The organism is Paenibacillus chibensis (assembly GCF_004001045.1).
Taxonomy (GTDB): Bacteria; Bacillota; Bacilli; order Paenibacillales; family Paenibacillaceae; genus Paenibacillus_AQ; species Paenibacillus_AQ chibensis.
On sequence record NZ_BIMK01000003.1, the window covers coordinates 70,078 to 88,809 of the forward strand.

At 50.4% G+C, this 18,732-nt stretch carries 12 protein-coding genes; 5 read left to right on the top strand and 7 right to left on the bottom strand.

The window, feature by feature from the left end:
• Window positions 1-6: 6 nt before the first annotated feature.
• Window positions 7-1,809, bottom strand: a complete 1,803-nt coding sequence (locus PCH05_RS02750; RefSeq protein ID WP_174806216.1) for a sensor histidine kinase — start codon at window positions 1,807-1,809, stop codon at window positions 7-9.
• On the bottom strand, window positions 1,803-3,374 hold the full coding sequence (locus tag PCH05_RS02755) for a response regulator transcription factor (protein WP_127600434.1): 1,572 nt from the start codon (window positions 3,372-3,374) through the stop codon (window positions 1,803-1,805). The genes PCH05_RS02750 and PCH05_RS02755 overlap by 7 nt, the downstream gene beginning before the upstream one ends.
• Before the next feature lie 278 nt (window positions 3,375-3,652).
• Here PCH05_RS02755 and PCH05_RS02760 point away from each other — a divergent pair, with 278 nt between their 5' ends.
• From PCH05_RS02760 to PCH05_RS02770, 3 genes are all read left to right on the top strand, one after another.
• Window positions 3,653-5,413: a sensor histidine kinase gene (locus PCH05_RS02760; protein ID WP_127600436.1), complete on the top strand. Its 1,761-nt coding sequence runs from the start codon at window positions 3,653-3,655 to the stop codon at window positions 5,411-5,413.
• A 2-nt stretch (window positions 5,414-5,415) separates the two neighbouring features.
• Window positions 5,416-6,207 (top strand): response regulator transcription factor, encoded by a 792-nt coding sequence (locus tag PCH05_RS02765; RefSeq protein WP_127600439.1) that lies wholly within the window; start codon window positions 5,416-5,418, stop codon window positions 6,205-6,207.
• Between the two features lie 125 nt (window positions 6,208-6,332).
• Entirely contained in the window at window positions 6,333-7,655 is a 1,323-nt protein-coding gene (locus PCH05_RS02770) for an extracellular solute-binding protein (RefSeq protein WP_127600441.1), read from the top strand.
• A 170-nt stretch (window positions 7,656-7,825) separates the two neighbouring features.
• On the opposite strand, the gene PCH05_RS02775 is transcribed toward PCH05_RS02770, so the two are convergent.
• From PCH05_RS02775 to PCH05_RS02785, 3 genes are all read right to left on the bottom strand, one after another.
• Window positions 7,826-8,359, bottom strand: a complete 534-nt coding sequence (locus tag PCH05_RS02775) for a YcxB family protein (RefSeq protein ID WP_127600443.1) — start codon at window positions 8,357-8,359, stop codon at window positions 7,826-7,828.
• A gap of 310 nt (window positions 8,360-8,669) precedes the next feature.
• On the bottom strand, window positions 8,670-11,366 hold the full coding sequence (locus PCH05_RS02780; protein ID WP_246049334.1) for a DUF5704 domain-containing protein: 2,697 nt from the start codon (window positions 11,364-11,366) through the stop codon (window positions 8,670-8,672).
• A gap of 729 nt (window positions 11,367-12,095) precedes the next feature.
• Complete coding sequence (locus tag PCH05_RS02785; RefSeq protein ID WP_127600447.1) at window positions 12,096-13,328, bottom strand: S-layer homology domain-containing protein; 1,233 nt, start codon at window positions 13,326-13,328, stop codon at window positions 12,096-12,098.
• Between the two features lie 484 nt (window positions 13,329-13,812).
• Between PCH05_RS02785 and yhbH the strand changes: the two genes are divergently transcribed.
• Both yhbH and PCH05_RS02795 read left to right on the top strand, forming a co-directional pair.
• Window positions 13,813-14,970, top strand: a complete 1,158-nt coding sequence (gene yhbH / locus PCH05_RS02790) for a sporulation protein YhbH (protein ID WP_127600448.1) — start codon at window positions 13,813-13,815, stop codon at window positions 14,968-14,970.
• Window positions 14,971-15,157: 187 nt separating this feature from the next.
• Window positions 15,158-16,597: a SpoVR family protein gene (locus tag PCH05_RS02795; RefSeq protein WP_127600450.1), complete on the top strand. Its 1,440-nt coding sequence runs from the start codon at window positions 15,158-15,160 to the stop codon at window positions 16,595-16,597.
• Between the two features lie 229 nt (window positions 16,598-16,826).
• Here the strand turns inward: PCH05_RS02795 and PCH05_RS02800 are convergent, their stop codons facing one another.
• Both PCH05_RS02800 and PCH05_RS02805 read right to left on the bottom strand, forming a co-directional pair.
• Window positions 16,827-17,522 (bottom strand): response regulator transcription factor, encoded by a 696-nt coding sequence (locus PCH05_RS02800; RefSeq protein WP_127600452.1) that lies wholly within the window; start codon window positions 17,520-17,522, stop codon window positions 16,827-16,829.
• Between the two features lie 131 nt (window positions 17,523-17,653).
• On the bottom strand, window positions 17,654-18,679 hold the full coding sequence (locus tag PCH05_RS02805) for a LacI family DNA-binding transcriptional regulator (RefSeq protein WP_127600453.1): 1,026 nt from the start codon (window positions 18,677-18,679) through the stop codon (window positions 17,654-17,656).
• Between the last annotated feature and the right edge of the window lie 53 nt (window positions 18,680-18,732).

Sequence of the window (18,732 nt, forward strand, 5' to 3'; positions counted from 1 at the left end):
TTTACGTTAAACTGCCTGCTCCAATATACGGACCGGAATTTCGAAGAATACCGTCGTGCCTTGGTTCGGCGAGCTGACGATATCGAAACGGACCTGGTCGTTATAGTACAGCTCCAGCCGGCGGTATACGTTGCGAATGCCGATGCTGATTCCGGAAGATGAATCCTCGGTGCGGACAGACAGCAGAATTTCCTTCAATTTGGCCGACTCCATCCCTCGTCCATTATCCGAAATGTTCACGCGAAGGCGTCCGTCGATGACGAATGCGCTGACCTTCACCATACCCACGCCGTCAATGGCTTGAATGCCGTGCTTGCATGCATTTTCCACGAGCGGCTGGATGCTCATTTTCGGAATTTTGTAGCGAAGCACCTCCTCGTCGATGTCAAACCGGTAATCGAACTTATCGCGGAAGCGGAACTTTTCGATCTTCAGATACATTTCGATGAACATCATTTCCTCTTCAAGCGAGACGACGTCTTCTTTCCAGCTCAGCAGCCGGCGGAGCAGCTTGGACAGGCTTTTGATAATATCCGTGACATCGGTGTAATTGTTCTTCGTGCAGACCACCAAGATGGCATTCAGCGTATTGAACAAAAAATGGGGGTTCATCTGACTTTGCAGGAAATTGATTTCGGCGCGCACCCGTTCCATCTCCAGATCCTTCTTCTGGATTTCCAGCTTATAGACGTTGTTGATCAAAAACTTGATCCGGGCGGTCATGCCGTTGAAATTTTGAATCAGGCCGCCGATTTCGTCGCGCCCCTCGGCAATTTGGATCAGGTCAAACTTCTCGTTCGTTACCTTCTGCATATGCCGGGACAATCGTTTTACCCGGTAATTATAGCTTCGGAGCATGATGAAAATAAAAGTCGTCGCGAATAAGGCTACAAATGCGGCCACCGCGCCGATATAGAGCCTCATCTCCGTCATCGCCTTTGATATGCGAACCCCTTGGGTAATGCCGACCAGCCGCCATCCCTTCACATACCTTGCCGTCCCGATCGCCACCGTGTGAACATCCTGTTGCCTGTCGTCTTCCTTCAGCTGAAATACCGGATAGCCTCCCGTCTTGCCGCGCTGGTATCCGCTATCCGCCGACATGATGATCTGATTGTTTTCGTTGACCAGGTACAGATTGAGGTAATCCTTTTCACGTACGATCACGTCGTAAATTTTGTTCAGATCGATATCAATTCGAAGCAGCTTCTCATGTTTGTTGTAGGAGTCATAATAGTCCATCTTTTCGATCACGCTTAAGTACGGGACCGTCGAAGCGGTATTGTTCGCCTCCATAGCACGGTACGCCGCCACGAACACCGGATTTTGCGACGTTTTCCAGAGCCGGTACCAATCGCTTTTCAGCACGTCGTCATTGACGATATGATAGTTCCCCCCATTGACGATGGTCGCGTTATCGGTATAAATCCCGATCCGCTGGATCTGATTGTTTACGGGGATATAGCTCGTTACCCGGTTCCGCAGCTGCTCATCGAAAGTATCATAAAAGTCCAGCTGGTTCTTATACTCCCGGTCCAGCATCTCATACAGGGTCTTGTCGGTGCTTAGGGCATGGCTGACCGCGACGCCCCCGTCGATAAAATCGTGGATGTCCTTCCTTGCCCGCTCCAGCGAAATTTCCAGGTTCTGCTCCTCCCTCGCCTTGATCAGCGTAGACATCCGGTCCATGACCAGTAAATTGATCACGAGGATCGGAAGGAGGACACCAACGAAAAAAATCAGAAAAAACTTGTAGTTCAGCGGAATATCGTTGACAAAGGACCTCAGCTTGAACATTCTTTTCAGCATGAAGGCTCCTCCCCTTCCTTTCCTGCCGAGCTGCCGGCTTCCTTCTGGAACACGGAGGGCAGCGTACCCGTTTTGAGCTTGAATTTGGCAATAAAGTAGTCGGTATTTGGAAATCCGACCTGAACGGCTACCTCGGCGATCTTCATGGAGGAGCGTTTCAACAGCCGCTTGGCTTCCTCAATCCGTTTGTCGTTGATATATTCGTTAAAAGGTTTCCCTGTATTTTTCTTGAACAGCTGTCCCAGATACGTGGAATTCAGATGAAAATGCTTCGCCAAATCCTGCAGCTGCAGTTTATTTCGGTACTCCCGGTCCACATACTGGATCACATGAAAAATGGTATTGCCCTCGTTTTGCCGTTCTAATTCGCGGAGAACCCCGGCAGCTTGCAGGCACATGCTCTCCACATACGACTGCAGCCTTGAAAAATAATGAATTTCTCCCAAGCTGCCATACCCTTCGCTAAAGTTTGCCAAGCATGCATCCGGCTGCCCCCGCATCTCTTGGACGGATCGGCACAGAGACAGCTCCAAGTCCGCCACCTGCGCTTTTATGTTTTCAATATCCAGAGCGTCCGCGGCAAAGCATGAGAAAATTTCTTTCACATTCGCTGAAATCTCCTCCGGGCTTTGAGACCGTACCTTTTCGAGCAGCGGCTTGAACCGGTCGGACTGAAGCTGACGGCGTTTGTCCGCAAAGACATTGCCGCAGTAGAAGAACAGACCGCTTTTCCCCTGCGCCTGCTTGATCTGCGACATTTCTGCCGCCTGCACATACGCCTCCCGAAAGGAACGGATGCCCTCCGATTCCTGACTGACGCATGCGGTTGCCGGTCGGCCGGTCAGCTCCGTTATGCGGCGATATATGACCTGCACCTGCTCCTCGAGATGCCCGTCCATGGGACCGTTATCCGCCTCAATGAGCAGGATGCCGTTTCTCCCGCTACCGTCCTGAAAGCAAACTCCCTCTCTTTTTGCGCAAAGTCCTTCAACAACGCGCAACATTTCATCAAATCCAAAAGCGCTTTCGATGAGCAGGCAGCGTATTCGCTCCCGGCCTTGAATATTCAGCAATCGGCATGCCTGAGCCACCAGATCTTCTCTGTATTCGCCATGAAGCAAACGATTGATCATATGGTTGATCGCAAGCTGCTGCCGTCTTGCATAACGATCCCTGGCAGCCGCCTCGCCCTTGATTTTTTGACTTAAAATCGCAAGCAAAGCATCCATTTCCTCCTCGTCGACGGGTTTGAGCAAATATCCCGCCGCTCGCTGGCGCATCGCCGTTCGGGCATAGTCGAAATCGTCATAGCCGCTTAATACCACGAATTTGGGCGGCTTCTCCAGCATCCGGTTCGATTGCTCCATGAACTCGAGTCCGTTAAGCATCGGCATCCGGATATCTGTGACAACGAGCTCCGGCCGGTAATCCTGGACCATCCGGAGCGCATCGCGGCCGCTGGAAGCCTCACCGCAAACCCGGAAACCGTGTTTTTCCCATGCAATCATCGTTCGTAAGCCTTCCAAAACCCATGGCTCGTCGTCAACCAGCAGCACATTAAACATGTCGGTTCCCCCCTTTACTTGCATCAGCATATCTGTAAGCGCATTCATTAATACGAATGCATACTTCGCATCCAGGTTGAAATTAAGCCTGATTTTAACAGAGGTAGTGTAAAAAGGAAACCACCTTTCTTGAATGCCAAACATAGCCTATCTGACATCACTGTGAAAAAAACAGTAGACATATTAGCAAAAATAAGGACAATGACAAGTAGCGGAAAACGCTTTAGCGTATCCATCCAGATATCGAAAGTAACGGAATAACAGAAAGGTTGGCTCGCATGCCTATCAAACTGAACAGATTCAATACCCTCCGGAATCAGATGCTCCTTGGTTTTCTTTTTGTCATGCTGATTATCCTGTTTGTGGTCGGGACCGTCAATTTCGACTCGGTTTCCAAGCTGCTGAGGAACAATGCGGAAAAGCATATCCAGCAAACGGCCGTTCAGGCCAACGGCAGACTGGAGGCCGTGCTGAACCAGATCGATTCTTTAACGACCCAGGTCGCCACGAATCAATACGTTCAGCAGTTGCTTTTGAATGAACAGGCAGGCAGATTGGCCACGTTTTCTGAACGCCAGGCGCTTTTAGCCAGCATTAAGATCGTGCAGACCTACGCGGAGGGGGTCAATTCCATCGAGCTGTACAGCAGCAGTAACCGCAGGCTTTTTCCATTGGACGAGGGCGACCTGACCAGCAAGATCAGCCAGGAATGGATTGACAAAGCTAAAGATGAAAAGGGGCGTATCGTCTGGGTCGGCATCGATCCCATGGATCCTGAATCCGTTCTGGCCATCCGCAGCGTACGGCTTATGGATCAATGGTTCCAGCCAGGGGGCTACCTGCTGATCCGGATGAACCGGGAAGTGTTCAAAATTACGGAATCGCTCTCCGAAGAAGACGGACGGGAGGCGATGCTCGTGGTGGACCGGAATTTCAACCTGATCGCCGCCAACGACGAACTTTTGATCCCGAGTGAAATCCAGTCCCTCTTGGCAGCTGATCAATCCGTCGTGGCCATCGACAAGAAAAAATACATGCTCGTGACGCAGCAATCCGAGGTTACCGGGTGGACGCTGCTGATTCTAACGCCGATTGAGGCCATCACCAGCGGTATTACAGTCCTTCGAACGGCTATTCTGGTTTCGGCCGGCATCGGGACGATTTTGTTCATCCTGCTGTCCTTTTTGTTGTCAACCATCATCACCCGGCCCGTATTCAGGCTGATCAAAACGATGCGCAGCGCGCGCTTGGGAGGACTGAAGCCGACATCTCAAATATCCTCCACCATCGAAATCAATGAATTGAATCACTCGTACAACCAAATGGTCGAGCATATGAACGATCTGATCAAGCTGGTTTATGAGAAGGAAATTATTCAGAGCCGAACCGAGCTGAAAGCGCTTCAGGCCCAGATCCATCCCCATTTTCTATTCAATACGCTGGAAGCACTGTACTGGTCGCTGCTGGAAAAGCAGGAGGAGGAGCTTGCCGAATACGTGGTGGCCATGTCTGATTTATTCCGGTATACCATAACCGGCCCGAACAAGGAAGAATGGGTGACGCTCGGTGACGAGCTGGAGCATATCGAACGCTATCTGCTGATCATGAAAATGAGATTCGGTGATCGCCTGGCCTGGTCCCTCTCCTCTCACCAGTCCTTCGCTTCCGTTCCGATGCCCAAGCTTCTCATCCAGCCGCTCGTGGAAAACGCGATTCTCCATGGCGTGGAAAGCCGGATCGGGCCCGGAGCGGTATCCGTGGAAGTCGAGATGAGCGAAGATCAACGATTCGTGACCGTCACGGTAGCCGATAACGGCAAGGGAATGGACGATGATACGCTAAGCCGGATCACCTCTGCGCTTCGCACGGGAAAAATGCCTTCCTCCAAGGGCTCCGGCATGGGGATCTTGAACGTCCAGCAGCGGATCAAGCTTTATTACGGGGAGAATGTGGCGGAGCTCACGGGACTCTCCATTCGCAGCGGCAGTGAAGGAACACAGATCAAACTCACGATTCCAATTCAGACGGGAGAGGTTTAACCTTGTACAAATCCAAAACGATCCTGATTGTCGATGATGAGCCCCGTACCAGACAAGGGCTGAAAAACATGCTGGATGCCTGGAGCGGCGGAAGCCTTGAGATCCAGACAGCCGATAACGGCAAGGATGCCCTGCTGATCCTAGAGCATTCGCCGGTTCATCTGCTGATTACCGATATCCGCATGCCGGAAATTACCGGCCTAAACCTGGTGCAGCTGCTTAAATCTTCGTCTTTGTCCTTCAAGCCGGCCGTCATTCTCATTTCCGGTTATGCTGAATTTGACTATGCTCATCAAGGCATTCAATTGGGAGTGGTCGATTACCTGCTCAAGCCGATACGTAAAGAAAGGCTGATTCATGCCGTCGAGCAGGCGCTGGGCGTCCACGAGGAACGGGCCAAAATGTCCAAAATGCAGCGTATCGTCGACAGCAAGCTGATGGAAGCCTCTGAAGATCTGGAGGTTCGCAGCGAACCGATCCAGGTCGCACTCCGTTATGTGCAGGAGCATCTGGACCAAAACTTCGGGCTGCGTGAGGTTGCGGAGTATGTGCATCTGAATCCGAGCTATTTCAGCGCGCTCTTCAAAGAACAGATGCAGGTGACCTTCATCGAGTACGTGACACGTACAAGGGTTCAAAAATCCAAGGAACTCCTGCTTCAAACCCGGCTGTCCGTGGCAGAAATTGCCGAGCGCGTCGGTTATCAGACAACAAAGTATTTCAACAAGGTCTTCAAGGAATACGAAGGCCACAGCCCGGGCTCCTACCGAAAAAGCAGTCTCAGCGATACCTAAATAAAGTGGAAATATACCTAAAATTTGTACCCTTATGCTTCGGCTCAACCGAGTGATACACTTGCTGCATAGATAGAGAAAGCGCATACATTCCTTGCGATGATGAGAAGGGAATACGGATCCTTATGAAAAGTAAATTACTTACGGCAGCCATCCTTCTGCTCGTATTAACGCTGGTGCTGGCCGCTTGCGGCGGGGATAGCAAATCGAGTTCCGTCAGCAAAGGCGGAGGCAAAGCGCATTCTTCCGACAAGGTGACGATCAAAATGATGCATCTATGGCCGGATGGCAGCAATTCTGCCCAGAACAAGCTGATGAAGCAGATTATCGGAGAATACGAATCATCCAATCCGAACGTGAAGATCGAGACCGAGGTGCTCGAGAATGAACAATACAAGAATAAAATCAAAGTGCTTTCGGCGTCCAACAGCCTTCCGGATGTCGGGTTTACCTGGGCTGCCGGATTCCTGGAGCCGTACGTGAAGGGCAATATGTTTGCCCCCCTCGATGATCTGCTGCAGGGCGACCTGAAGGACAAGTTCGTCGCCGGTACAACGGAAGCTTTTGCCGTGGACGGCAAAACGTATGCCCTGCCGGTCGAGCTCAATATTGTGCCGGTCTATTACAACAAGGAAATTTTCGCTAAATACAATCTGCAGCCGCCTCAGACCTACGAAGAATTCAAGGATGTCATCAAGACGCTGAATGATAATCATGTGACTCCAATCGCCCTCGGCTCCAAGGACGCCTGGACCGGTTCCTTCTGGTACATGTATCTCGCCGATCGAATCGGCGGACCGGATGTGCTGGATCAAGCGGTCGCGAATCGCACTTTTAGCGATCCGAGCCTGATCCAAGCGGCTAAGGAAGCGCAGAACCTGGTCAAGAGTAATGCTTTTGTCAAAGGCTTCAACGGGCTTTCGAATGAGGAGGCCAAATCGGAGTTCATGAACGAAAAAGCGGCCATGTACGCCATGGGTACCTGGGAAGTGCCGAACTATACGACAAACTCGGACATCCCTCAGGAATTTAAGGATAAAATCGTTTTTTTCAAATTCCCGACATATGACGGCGGAAAGGGCAGCGTTAATGATTGGGTGGGCGGCGTTGGCGTCGGGTTGTTCATATCCGAAAATTCCAAAGTGATGGATGACGCCAAAAAATTCGTCAGCTTCTTTGTTAAACGATGGGGCGAGTTATCCGTAACCGATGCGGGAATTATCCCGGCGACGAAGGTGGACACGTCCAGCGTCAAATTGCCGCAAATGTTCATCGATGTGCTTAACGAGCTCAATAATGCCAATAAAGTCATCCTTTACCTCGACGTACAGATGAAGCCGGTGGCTTCCGAAGCACATTATAATTTGACCCAAGCGCTGCTCGGTAACGCCGTGACGCCGGAGGAGTTCGCCAAGAAACAGGAAGACGCGCTCAAGGCCGGAAAATAAACCATTGCCATGTAAGCACGTCCTCCAGAAATAGTTCTACTTGAAGAAACGGACTCCGGCCGATCATCGCCGAAGTCCGTTGTTTTGTGTTTGCTGTTCAACGCTGCAGCGGCAAGAGTTGTCTCCAAAGAACGCTGCTTCATTAAATACTGGTAAACCTGAGCCGTTGTTCAAGCCGGAGCTCTTCTGCGCCACTGGATCTGGCTTTGGTCCAGATTCGCAGCCACAATCTGCTTGAAGACGGTCTGATCCTGCATCGATCCGAAGGACTCCTTGGGGATAATCAATGATCTGCTTGTGGACAGAAGGATCAGAAACAGGTTCGCCGTTTCTCGTACTTTATAAATATCGGACCAGCGCATTCTGCCGGTCTCGGATGCCGATTCATAGTGCACACCTTGGCCGCTAACAAGAAAGGTATACCGCTGCCTGATCAATTTATCGCTTAAATAGGCCTTGCCCGATCGTTTCCGGATGCTGCTTTGATTAACAAACCACAACATGATGCTGATGATGACGTCCATGACCAAAATGACCATCAATTCACCTGCATTTCGCTGCCCGTCCACCAGCAGGACAATCCCTATAAACACGATGAAAAATGCAAAAGCCAGCATCATTCTGGATGCTCTCGTATACACCAAGTTCAACTCCTGTACATCTTTCATTTCAAGATCCGTGACAACGGTGACTTGTTGATCCATACGGTTTCCCTCCTTTGGCCGAATGGAAAGCTTAATATAAAGGATGACTTAAACTATACTATAAACATTACGCAAATATTGTCATATTTTGCATGTAGTAGGACTGTGGACCCTGAAGCTTAAACCGATCTTTTTGTAGTCAGAAGCATATCAAGCAAACAAGCCTGCGAAGAAAATCCGCAGGCTTGTTCGCATAATCATTTGGATAAACTCCGTCCGAGAGAGGGCGCGGAAGAACTTCGAGCTTTTTTTGCCCGGCTAATTCCTCATCGATCCCCCAACGTCTACCCAAATACCTTTCATAGACTGCTCAATGTGGAACCTGGGAACTGAAATCATCCCGGCTGGACTGATTTGCGTTATAGAAAACGACGTCGCCGTCGTTTACCCCAAAGCGGTTCCCGTAAGCATCCTGAATATTCCGGCTAAATCCCTCGAGTGCCCACTGATTCATCAGCGGCGCGTTCATGTACTGCAGATGCGGCTGCTTCAAGTCCCCCTCCTGGATCGATTCGATATTGAAGTTGACGACAATGTAGCCATCTTTAAGGAAGATCGGCGATTTGCTGTCCAGTCCGCCATGCGTCCGTCCATATTCCGCAACGTTTGTTCCGGCTGCGACAACAAAAGGCTCCGCAGGCAGGCTGTATTCCCCGTACCATTTTTGAATCGACACATTGGCTCGTTCCCGGTCCACCGAAGCCGGAATATTTTCGGAAAGTCTAAGAAAGGTCCGTAACTGCTCCGGGAGAATCAACAGGCTATAGCTGCCGACCGGCGTTTTTTGTTTCGTGATGATGTTCGCATAATTTTGAATGTACTCACTCAGGCTCGATCGACCCGTTTGTCCATAGTGGTTGTATTTGTAGCCGGCCGTATCGGTCAGTTCAACCGCAGGTACGTTTCGCAAACGATCATTCAGAATGACGTAGCGCTGAACCTGATCGGAGGCGGAGCCGATTTTGACGAATTGATTGGTGCTGGTATTGTAGTACAAATCGACCGGAATTCGCTTATCTCCCCTGGCATTGATGGCTTGGCCATCCTTGCGGACGAAATAAAAGCTAGGCGTAATCCGGATTCCGTCCAGGGGGCCGAACATGTTGCCTTTCGTTTTGAAATCAAACTTGAAGTGGTACCCCGTTTTGACGGACACATTTTTATAGCCCTGCAGCGGATGGCTCCCCGGGCGAATCGGCAGGGTGAATGGCGCCTTATTGCCCCGCGGTGCACCGTCGATCGCATTTTGGCCGACCCAATAGGAAACGCCCGTCGGATTAGCGCTGCCGGATTGCGTCCGGAATACCTTTTCCCAGTTGTAGTCCGCAATATCGGTAATATGAAAATCATACAGTCGCCCGATCACCTCTACTGGAACCTTTAACTCCGCTGCGTGATGCGTTAAATCCGTGTTGGCATTCGTTTGGGAGGAGTAACCGCCTGGCGCATTTTCCGCAATGTTGCGGAAGGTAATCTCGTAATCCCCCTCGTCCACCCACACAGGCAGATAAAAGTCGGTATAGATCTGATTGACGGCAATGTCCACCCATGTCTCTTTCGGTATGAACTGTGTCCTGCTCTCGTTATATACGTCAAAAGGGAACTTCACTTGCTTGATCCGAAAATACTTCGCATAATCGCGATTTCCGTAACCCGGGTAGTTCACATGCTGCCCGCTGGTCGGAATCGTGACTCTGAACGGCCGCTCCAATATGAGCGCTGATCTGCTTAGGTTCGGCTGGGTCTTCTGGTTATGCGCCGCGTCATCGGATACCGTGGAATAGTTCACGACCGGCGTGTGGACCGTCACCGGATTGATGCCTGATATGGAGAACGTCTGGTCTGTCCCGCCGTTAATATTGCCGGGCATGATGGCATAGAATATTTGCCCGGAGCTCTGCTCATTGCTTTTGTTGATTTTGGAGCTGCTAATGATATGGCCTGGGCTGTACAGCACATTCTCGTTAATCATCTGCGGAGCGGGAATCTGGGAGGGAGTTGGGCCATTTTCGGGCGTGCGCTGGCTGTCCATAATTTTGCGGCCGTTGAAATTCAGCGAGTCATTCTCGACCTCCACCTTGCCCACCGCTTTCTCGGCTATTCCCTGAAAAGCCCCCTGCTCATTGGGAACGCTTGGCCTTGACTCGCCCCCGTTTAACGTTTGAGACGGTGCTTCCACATCTTGCGGCGGAGAGGGCGGGACATATTTGCCGTCTTGTCCGGCCTGAAATACAGGCGGATGGTATCCCGCAGGTTGGATCGTGATTTCGTCCCAGGCATAATTTTTCAGGGTGGCATGATCGATATCGTATACCTCGAGCTGATCGATTTTCCAGAATGAATACGGCCGCTGGATCGTATACGTGTACACCTTCTGATCTTGATCATGCTGAGGGTCCGGTTCTTTATGCTCCTTCCCGTCCGGGCCCGTAACCTTTTTGCCTGGGTCCCACTCCAAAAGGTAGGTTTTCTTGACGTTTACCGTATAGGTGCAAACGCCCTTCATCTGGGTGAACTTGTTCTGGTACAAATATTCCTTGGATTTGACATTTCCGTACAAGCTTTCCGAGGTCGGAATTCCCTGCAAAACATCGAAACGTTCGCTGCCGCGGCTGTCCGCTTTTATCACGGCAGATACGCCGGGGTCCATCTCTTTGCCACTGATCGTCTGGGAAGGCTGCGGATCGGTGCAGGATACATCTCCTGGCGGATGGGGCTCCTCCACGGGAGGGACGTCTCCGTCTTCAACCGAAACGACGATGTTATCGTAGAGCGTGTACATGCCGCTTTCCCACTTAACGGTGATCGTGGCTTTCCCTTTCGCCATAGCCTTGAACTGACCGGTATGCGGATCAACGACGTCCACGACGGCCTTATTATCCGAGCTCCACGTCGATTCCGGACGGGTGGTTACATCCACGGGCGTTTTGAAGCCTGTATCGCTCGGCTCAGCGAACGGCTTGGTCTTGATTGCGGCCGTGAAACCTCTGGTTTCACCGATAGCCATCTTGTTGGAGCCGGATAAGCTGATTTCTTTGATTTCTTTGACGGTGCCTTCCCATACAAAATCAATTGGGACGTTGTAATTAAACTGATACTTTACGTATCCGTTTGGCCTCGGTTTAATGTGAGTAAGGGCTACTTTGTCTGAAAATGGTTCGCCTCCGGTTGTGACAGTAAAGATGACGTATCTTTTGTCAGGGGTAATGGTTAATGATCCTTCGGAATAAAATTTATCGCCACCTTTTTGGAATTCAGTAGTCTTTGTCAATGAAGAATTAATCGAGTCAAACGGGAATTTCTCTATATCCTTTGGTACACTATTGTTATCTTCAAACTGTCCTGGTTTATAATTATAGGAATCTACCTTCCCTGTTACAGGCTTTTTTCCAGGTAATGGGTTATCACGGTTATCCCCAATATTTTTAGTCTCTATCTGTGTTCCATCATACTGGTCGGCTTGAAAATCACCGTCATCCATTTGATACCAGTAGACACCAGGCTTACCTGTATTTTTAGCATGCACAGGTTTTGTCACTGCTTGTCTTTTTTGAAAACCCTTTGGGCTAATTTCCGCATCATATGGATACCCTGGTGCTTCATTAGGATTCGTAACTATAGCCGCCTCAGCTATCGCTATATATTTTTGTTCAAACTGTAGCAACATTAGAATGAGAGTAAAAGGTAGAATTATTGATAATATTTTTATTTTCTTCATACTTATTGGCACCATAATCTAAAATTTAGTATAGACAACTCTAATTTCTGTACCGTCAGTAGCTGTTATAGTGGTTGAGTATCTATTTTCGCCTTGATCAAATAATTTCACAAACATCCCTGCCGACCACATTCGGACTCCCTTTCCTTTATCAAAAAAATGTGAACCATCATTAGGAGGTGTTTTATAACCAAATTTTTTAGATACATCTCCTTCCACTCTAAATCCAGCTTTAAAATCATTATCAATTGCTCCCAGGTACTTTTGATATGTGAAGTTATCAACATTAGGTGTTACAGTCTCATCAATCAACACAAGATAATTCTTTGAATTAACCATATATTCTTTATCCACAAACATTCTCCCGTACACACTTCCTAGATCCGCCAACGTCGATCCCGGAATAAAAATAAAGTGATGAATTTGAACCGTAGCGATACCATTTCTCAGATTTACATTCTTTCCATAAATCTTTTGTAGTCCTCCATCGGTTATAGCCAGATTCGGTGCCACCGTCCTTACATTCGTCCCAGTCAGTCCGACCTCTCTCAACTCATTTAGAGCTTTAGAAGACTCTGCTGCCTTCCCCTGCGTCCCCGCATAACGCTGCAAAATCACCGCTACTTCCGCACGCGTCGTCGTTTTACCCGCTCCGAAGCTGTCGTCCGGATATCCGGACATCAGTCCCGTGCCGAGGGCAACCGACACATACGGATAATCGGCTTGGTTCAAGCCGCCTTTGTAATACTCCGTCACCGGCACAATCGTATCCTTCGTATCGGACAAAGCCGTCTTATAATCCGCATCCTTGGCCGCCAGGCCGGTAGCCATCCACTTAGCCATCTCCACCCGCGTCAATGGCGTGTTTGGTTTAAATCCGCCCGGATAATCGCTAGCCTGGAAAAAGCCTTTTCCAGCAGCTTCGCTTACCTCTTTCTCGCTCCAATGCCCTGCCAAATCCGAAAACGTCCCTGTACTTACGCCCGTCTGCACATCATTCGTGGATACCCGGTCCAAAATCGCCGCAAACTCCGCCCGCGTCACCGCTGCATTCGGCCTGAAATTCCCGTTCCCCTCGCCTTTTAAATATCCCTTCGACACCGCATCATCGATCGCATTTTTGGCCCAGTGGCTGGCCGGAACATCCTTAAATGCAGCGGGCGCCGCCGTCGCATGATTCCCCTGCCCCATGCTGAACGCACCCAAAACCAAAGATCCTCCTGCCAGGAGAGCCAGAATTGTTTTTTTCATATGTACACTCCCTATCAATCACATTTTTTGATCAAACTCACAACCGTAGCCGTGCATAATCCTGCTTCTTTGGGTCTTATCCTACGGGACTGCTTGCCCACGTGAATGATTCGGAGCACACCTCCCTCAAACCTATGTATTCATGCTGCTACAAACGCTACAATCTATTATGTTCCTACGCCCTGCATACATGTTTCGCAGCTTCGCATACCCTTCCCTTCTTCACGAGGCGTATCATCCGAAGAAAAGAGGTTCTTTCGTCTTTTTATGCAGGATACTTGCAGTATACACCATCTTTTTTGCAATATTTGTCATAAACAGTCGAATACGACCCTTAATATCCTGAATATGGGTTTATTTACAATCGATTGAACTTCGTTATTTTACGCTGTCCCATCACATATCGTCCCTGCGCGTGAATATACTTGATTCATAAGCATTCAATGCCGTCAAGCCGAGTATGCGCATATGGGAGGTGCTGAATATGCATTCTGACGATCATTCGCTGTTTGTCGTATCCAAAGAGGACTGGTCTCTGCACCGCAAAGGTTATCAGGATCAGGTCCGTCACCAGGAAAAAGTAAAAGAAATGATTAAGCAGAACCTGCCCGATCTCATTACCGAAGAAAGCATTGTGATGTCGGACGGTAAGCAAATCATCAAGGTCCCGATCCGGAGCCTGGACGAATACCGTTTTATTTATAACTTCCAGAAGCAAAAGCATGTGGGCCAGGGAGACGGGGACAGCCAGGTGGGCGATGTTCTCGCGCGCGATCCGGCGCAAAAGCCCGGTCAGGGCGAAAAAGCCGGCGATCAGCCGGGATACGATATTATGGAAGCCGAGGTCAGCATGGAGGATTTGGAGAATATGCTGTTCGACGAGATGGAGCTGCCGTTCATGAAGCCGAAGGAGCAGCAGGACGTCGAGACCGAATCCATTACGTTCAACGACATCCGCAAAAAAGGCATGCAGTCCAACATCGACAAAAAGCGGACGATTCTCGAGAACCTGCGCCGCAACGCCACCACCGGCAACCCCGGTATCCACCACATCAGTCCCGACGATCTGCGCTACAAAACCTGGGAGGAAATTGTCGTTCCCCATTCCAGCGCCGTCATCATTGCCATGATGGATACGTCTGGCTCCATGGGCTCATTCGAAAAATACTGCGCACGCAGCTTCTTTTTCTGGATGACCCGCTTCCTGCGGCGGCAGTATGAAAAGGTCGATATCGTATTTTTGGCGCATCATACCGAGGCGAAGGAAGTAACGGAGGAGGATTTTTTTACGCGGGGAGAAAGCGGGGGCACGATCTGCTCTTCCGCCTACCAAAAAGCGCTTGAGATCATCGACCGCCGCTATCCGCCTTCGAAGTACAATATTTATCCGTTCCACTTCTCGGACGGCGACAACCTGACCTCGGACAATGAACGCTGCGTGCGCCTGATCGGCGAGCTGCTCAAGGTCAGCAACATGTTCGGGTACGGGGAGGTCAACCAGTACAACCGCAGCAGCACGTTAATGTCGGCCTACCGCAATATCAAAATGGACCAGTTTATGTATTATGTCATCAAGGAAAAGGGTGAGGTGTATCATGCACTGCGCACCTTCTTCAAGAAGCAGGAAGGGGCTCTCACCTGATTGCTGAGCTGCCACTTTTGAAACCCGCATGTTCCTAAAAAAGGCGTTGTCTGGTTACCGTTCGCGGTCTCCAAACAACGTCTTTCATGTATAGCATTGTCTCGCGGTTCATACATCCTCTTCCGGCGAATATGTATAAATAAATCCCTGCGCACATGCTTCCGCGAAAGGAAGGAGCCATCCTCACATGAATAATCAAGATGAAATCAAGCAGCTTGAATACGCCATCAGCGAAATTATGGAAATCGCCGACGGATTCGGCCTGGACTATTACCCGATGCGCTATGAGATCTGCCCTGCGGATATCATTTATACCTTCGGCGCCTACGGCATGCCAACCCGCTTCTCGCATTGGAGCTTTGGTAAAACCTTCAATAAAATGAAAATGCAGTACGATTTCGGCCTCAGCAAAATTTACGAGCTGGTCATCAACTCCAACCCCTGCTACGCCTTTTTGCTCGACGGAAATTCGCTCATCCAGAATAAGCTGATCGTGGCGCATGTGCTGGCGCACTGCGATTTTTTCAAAAACAACTTCCGTTTCTCCGCCTCCAACCGCAATATGGTCGAGAGCATGTCGGCGACCGCCGAGCGGATCAGCCAGTATGAGATGGAATTCGGTACCGAAGCGGTCGAAAGCTTCATTGACGCCGTGCTGAGCATCCAGGAGCATGTGGATCCGCAGCTCATCAAGGCGCCCCATCTCGACAAGCAGCGTTACATGGAGCATAAGATCAAGGAGCAAAAGGAATCCGCCAAACATGATCCGCCTGCCGGCGATTATGACGATCTGTGGAGCCTGGATGCGCCAAAATCCAAAGAGAAGGATGCATCCGCTTCGCGGCATTTTCCGCCGGAGCCGGAGAAGGACGTCATGTGGTTCATTCAGGAGTTTTCCGAGGTGCTGGAGGAATGGCAGCGGGATATCATGAGCATGCTGCGCGAGGAGATGCTGTATTTCTGGCCGCAGATGGAAACGAAAATCATGAACGAAGGCTGGGCTTCCTACTGGCATCAGCGCATTATCCGCGAGCTGGATCTGACCAGCGAGGAAACCATCGAATTCGCCAAGCTGAATTCCTCGGTCGTGCAACCGTCCCGCAACAGCCTGAATCCTTATTACTTGGGGCTGAAAATTTTCGAGGACATTGAACGGCGCTGGGATCATCCGACGAAGGAGGAACAAGAGCTCGCCGGCCGAAAGCCCGGCCAGGGACGCGAGAAAATATTCGAGGTGCGCGAGTTCGACTCCGATATCTCATTCATCCGCAATTACCTGACGAAAGAGCTGACCGAGGATCTGGACCTGTATGTTTTCGAAAAGAAAGGTCCGGAATGGAAAATCACAGACAAGGGCTGGGAACGCGTACGGGATCAGTTAGTCGTCTCCAGAGTGAACGGCGGCAATCCGTATCTGGTCGTCTCGGACGGGGATTATTTGCGCAATGGCGAGCTGGTCCTTCGGCATGAATACGAGGGCACCGAGCTGGATCTGAAATATATGGAACGGACGATGCCATACGTATATCAGCTTTGGGGCCGCACCGTCCATTTGGAAACCATTATCGAGGACAAAAAGGTGATGTTCACCCATGACGGCAAAAAGCTGCATCGCAAGTTCGTGTAACAGATTTCAGTCGTCCTAAAAAACGCAAAAGACCCGGAAACCCCCCGGGTCTTTCTGCTGCTCAACCGACTCAATCCAGGGAGTCTGTCAGCGATCCATATCCATGCTAACCTGTTCACTATCTCTAATAATCTCTAAATTACGTTGCAAGCGGTTATTTCCCTTGCGCAGTGTTTATCATACCTTGCAATGATTGCCTGAATGTTTCGAAATGTTTCCGGCTTGTAAACTATTTCTCCATCGCTTTGTAGCCGATGCCATACACCGTCTGGAGAAGATACTGCGCATTCCCGAGCTTCTTGCGCAGCCGCTGGATATGAATATCCACGGTGCGCGTGCCGCCGAAGTATTCCATGCCCCACACCAGCTCCAATAAATCCTCGCGCGTATACACGCGCCCGGCATGCGAGACCAGAAGTGCCAGCAAGTCGAATTCCTTCGGCGTCAAATCCATGGATATGCCATCGATGTCCGCGGTCCGGCGCACGGTATCGACTTTAAGTCCTTCCAGGCGGTATACTTCCGAGTCTGCCGCCGCGGATGGCCCGTCGCTCCCTTTATCCAGCCGGCGCACGATCGATTTGATCCGGGCTACAAGCTCACGGATATCAAACGGCTTGCTCATGAAATCATCCGCGCCCAGTTCCAGCCCCAGTACCTTGTCCACAATGTCGTTTTTGGCGGTCAACAACAGAATGCCCAGTCCCTTGACGTCCTCCAGCCGGCGGCATACCTCATATCCGCCCAGCCTCGGCATCATCACGTCGAGGACAAGCATATCCGGACGGAAGGAAGCCACCATCTGCAGCGCCTCTTCTCCGTCGGCCGCAGTGTCCACTTCAAAACCTTCCCGTTTTAAAGCATATGTGATCGCGCTGCGGATGCTCTCTTCGTCATCGACCACCAGCACTCGTTTCTGATCCATAGGAACCCCTTCCGTTTCCATCTGAAATTTAGTGATTTCATTCATTATAATGAATTATAAGCCGAGATGAAACGTAAGCCCAAATAGAAAGAGCATGCCACCCGCGGCATGCTCTTTCTTCATTGCCTGTTTCAATGGACGTCGCCGGAAACCGGCTCAGAACATCTGGCCGTGGATTCCCGGACGATCAGACTGGACGGCTCCGTCACGACCGGAGGTGGATAATCCGCACTCTTGATCATGGAGATGAGCTCTTCAATCGATTTCACGCCGATCGAATGTATATGCTGGTTGATCGTCGTCAGCGCCGGTTTAAACAGCTCCGCTTCAAAGATGTTGTCAAAACCCACGACCGAAATGTCGCCCGGAACCGTGAGGCCATGCGCCTCAATGGCATGAATCGCCCCAAAGGCCGTCATATCCGAAGTACAGACGATGGCTGTCGGCCTTTGCGCGAGCTCGAGCAGCTTTTTCGTCCCTTGAATGCCGCCGTCGTAAGAATAATCCCCGTTCACCACGTATTCCTCGCGGTACGGAATAGAGGATGCTTTCAGTCCGTCCAGGTAGCCGGCCAAGCGGCTCTCATTCACAGGCTGTCCCGGTATTCCTGCCAGATAGGCGATCCGCTGGTGCCCCAGCTCGATCAGATGCCGGACTGCCTTATGTACGCCATTGCGGTTATCTGTCGTTATATTGCCAGCCCGTTGGCCCGTAGCATCCGTATCGACAAACATCGTCGGGATGCCGGATTCGATCAATTCCTGAATGCTGCGATGATCCTTTTCCACCCCGAACACCACGACCCCATCCAGATTCCGGCTCTGGCAGTGGTCGATAAAGGAGTAATCGGGATCATTCAGCCTTGCCGACAAACGCATCAGATCGTAACCGCTGTTTTCCAGCGCCGTCTTGATACCCTCAAGCAGCATCGAAACATAAGGATTGGTAAAAGGTATATTAATCAGAACCCCTACAGTCCAGGATCTCCCGGTCACGAGACCTCTTGCGATTACATTGGGCCTGTAGCGAAGCAGTTCGATCGCATTTTTCACTTTTCTTCTCGTTTTCTCGCTAACATCCGGATAATGATTAATTACTTTGGACACTGTCGCTACCGAAACTCCAGCTTCCTTCGCCACATCATGAATTGAAGCCATAATCAGATCACCTCGAACTACGGATTGCAAACCTGTTTCAACAGTTCTTCTTT

What these genes read in the sequence shown, in the direction of transcription:
- PCH05_RS02780 (WP_246049334.1), bottom strand. Translation starts at nt 11,366, where the DNA reads ATGGCTATCGGTGAAACCAGAGGTTTCACGGCCGCAATCAAGACCAAG.
- PCH05_RS02785 (WP_127600447.1), bottom strand. Translation starts at nt 13,328, where the DNA reads ATGAAAAAAACAATTCTGGCTCTCCTGGCAGGAGGATCTTTGGTTTTG.
- PCH05_RS02760 (WP_127600436.1), top strand. Translation starts at nt 3,653, where the DNA reads ATGCCTATCAAACTGAACAGATTCAATACCCTCCGGAATCAGATGCTC.
- yhbH (WP_127600448.1), top strand. Translation starts at nt 13,813, where the DNA reads ATGCATTCTGACGATCATTCGCTGTTTGTCGTATCCAAAGAGGACTGG.
- PCH05_RS02775 (WP_127600443.1), bottom strand. Translation starts at nt 8,359, where the DNA reads ATGGATCAACAAGTCACCGTTGTCACGGATCTTGAAATGAAAGATGTA.
- PCH05_RS02770 (WP_127600441.1), top strand. Translation starts at nt 6,333, where the DNA reads ATGAAAAGTAAATTACTTACGGCAGCCATCCTTCTGCTCGTATTAACG.
- PCH05_RS02800 (WP_127600452.1), bottom strand. Translation starts at nt 17,522, where the DNA reads ATGGATCAGAAACGAGTGCTGGTGGTCGATGACGAAGAGAGCATCCGC.
- PCH05_RS02805 (WP_127600453.1), bottom strand. Translation starts at nt 18,679, where the DNA reads ATGGCTTCAATTCATGATGTGGCGAAGGAAGCTGGAGTTTCGGTAGCG.
- PCH05_RS02750 (WP_174806216.1), bottom strand. Translation starts at nt 1,809, where the DNA reads ATGCTGAAAAGAATGTTCAAGCTGAGGTCCTTTGTCAACGATATTCCG.
- PCH05_RS02755 (WP_127600434.1), bottom strand. Translation starts at nt 3,374, where the DNA reads ATGTTTAATGTGCTGCTGGTTGACGACGAGCCATGGGTTTTGGAAGGC.
- PCH05_RS02795 (WP_127600450.1), top strand. Translation starts at nt 15,158, where the DNA reads ATGAATAATCAAGATGAAATCAAGCAGCTTGAATACGCCATCAGCGAA.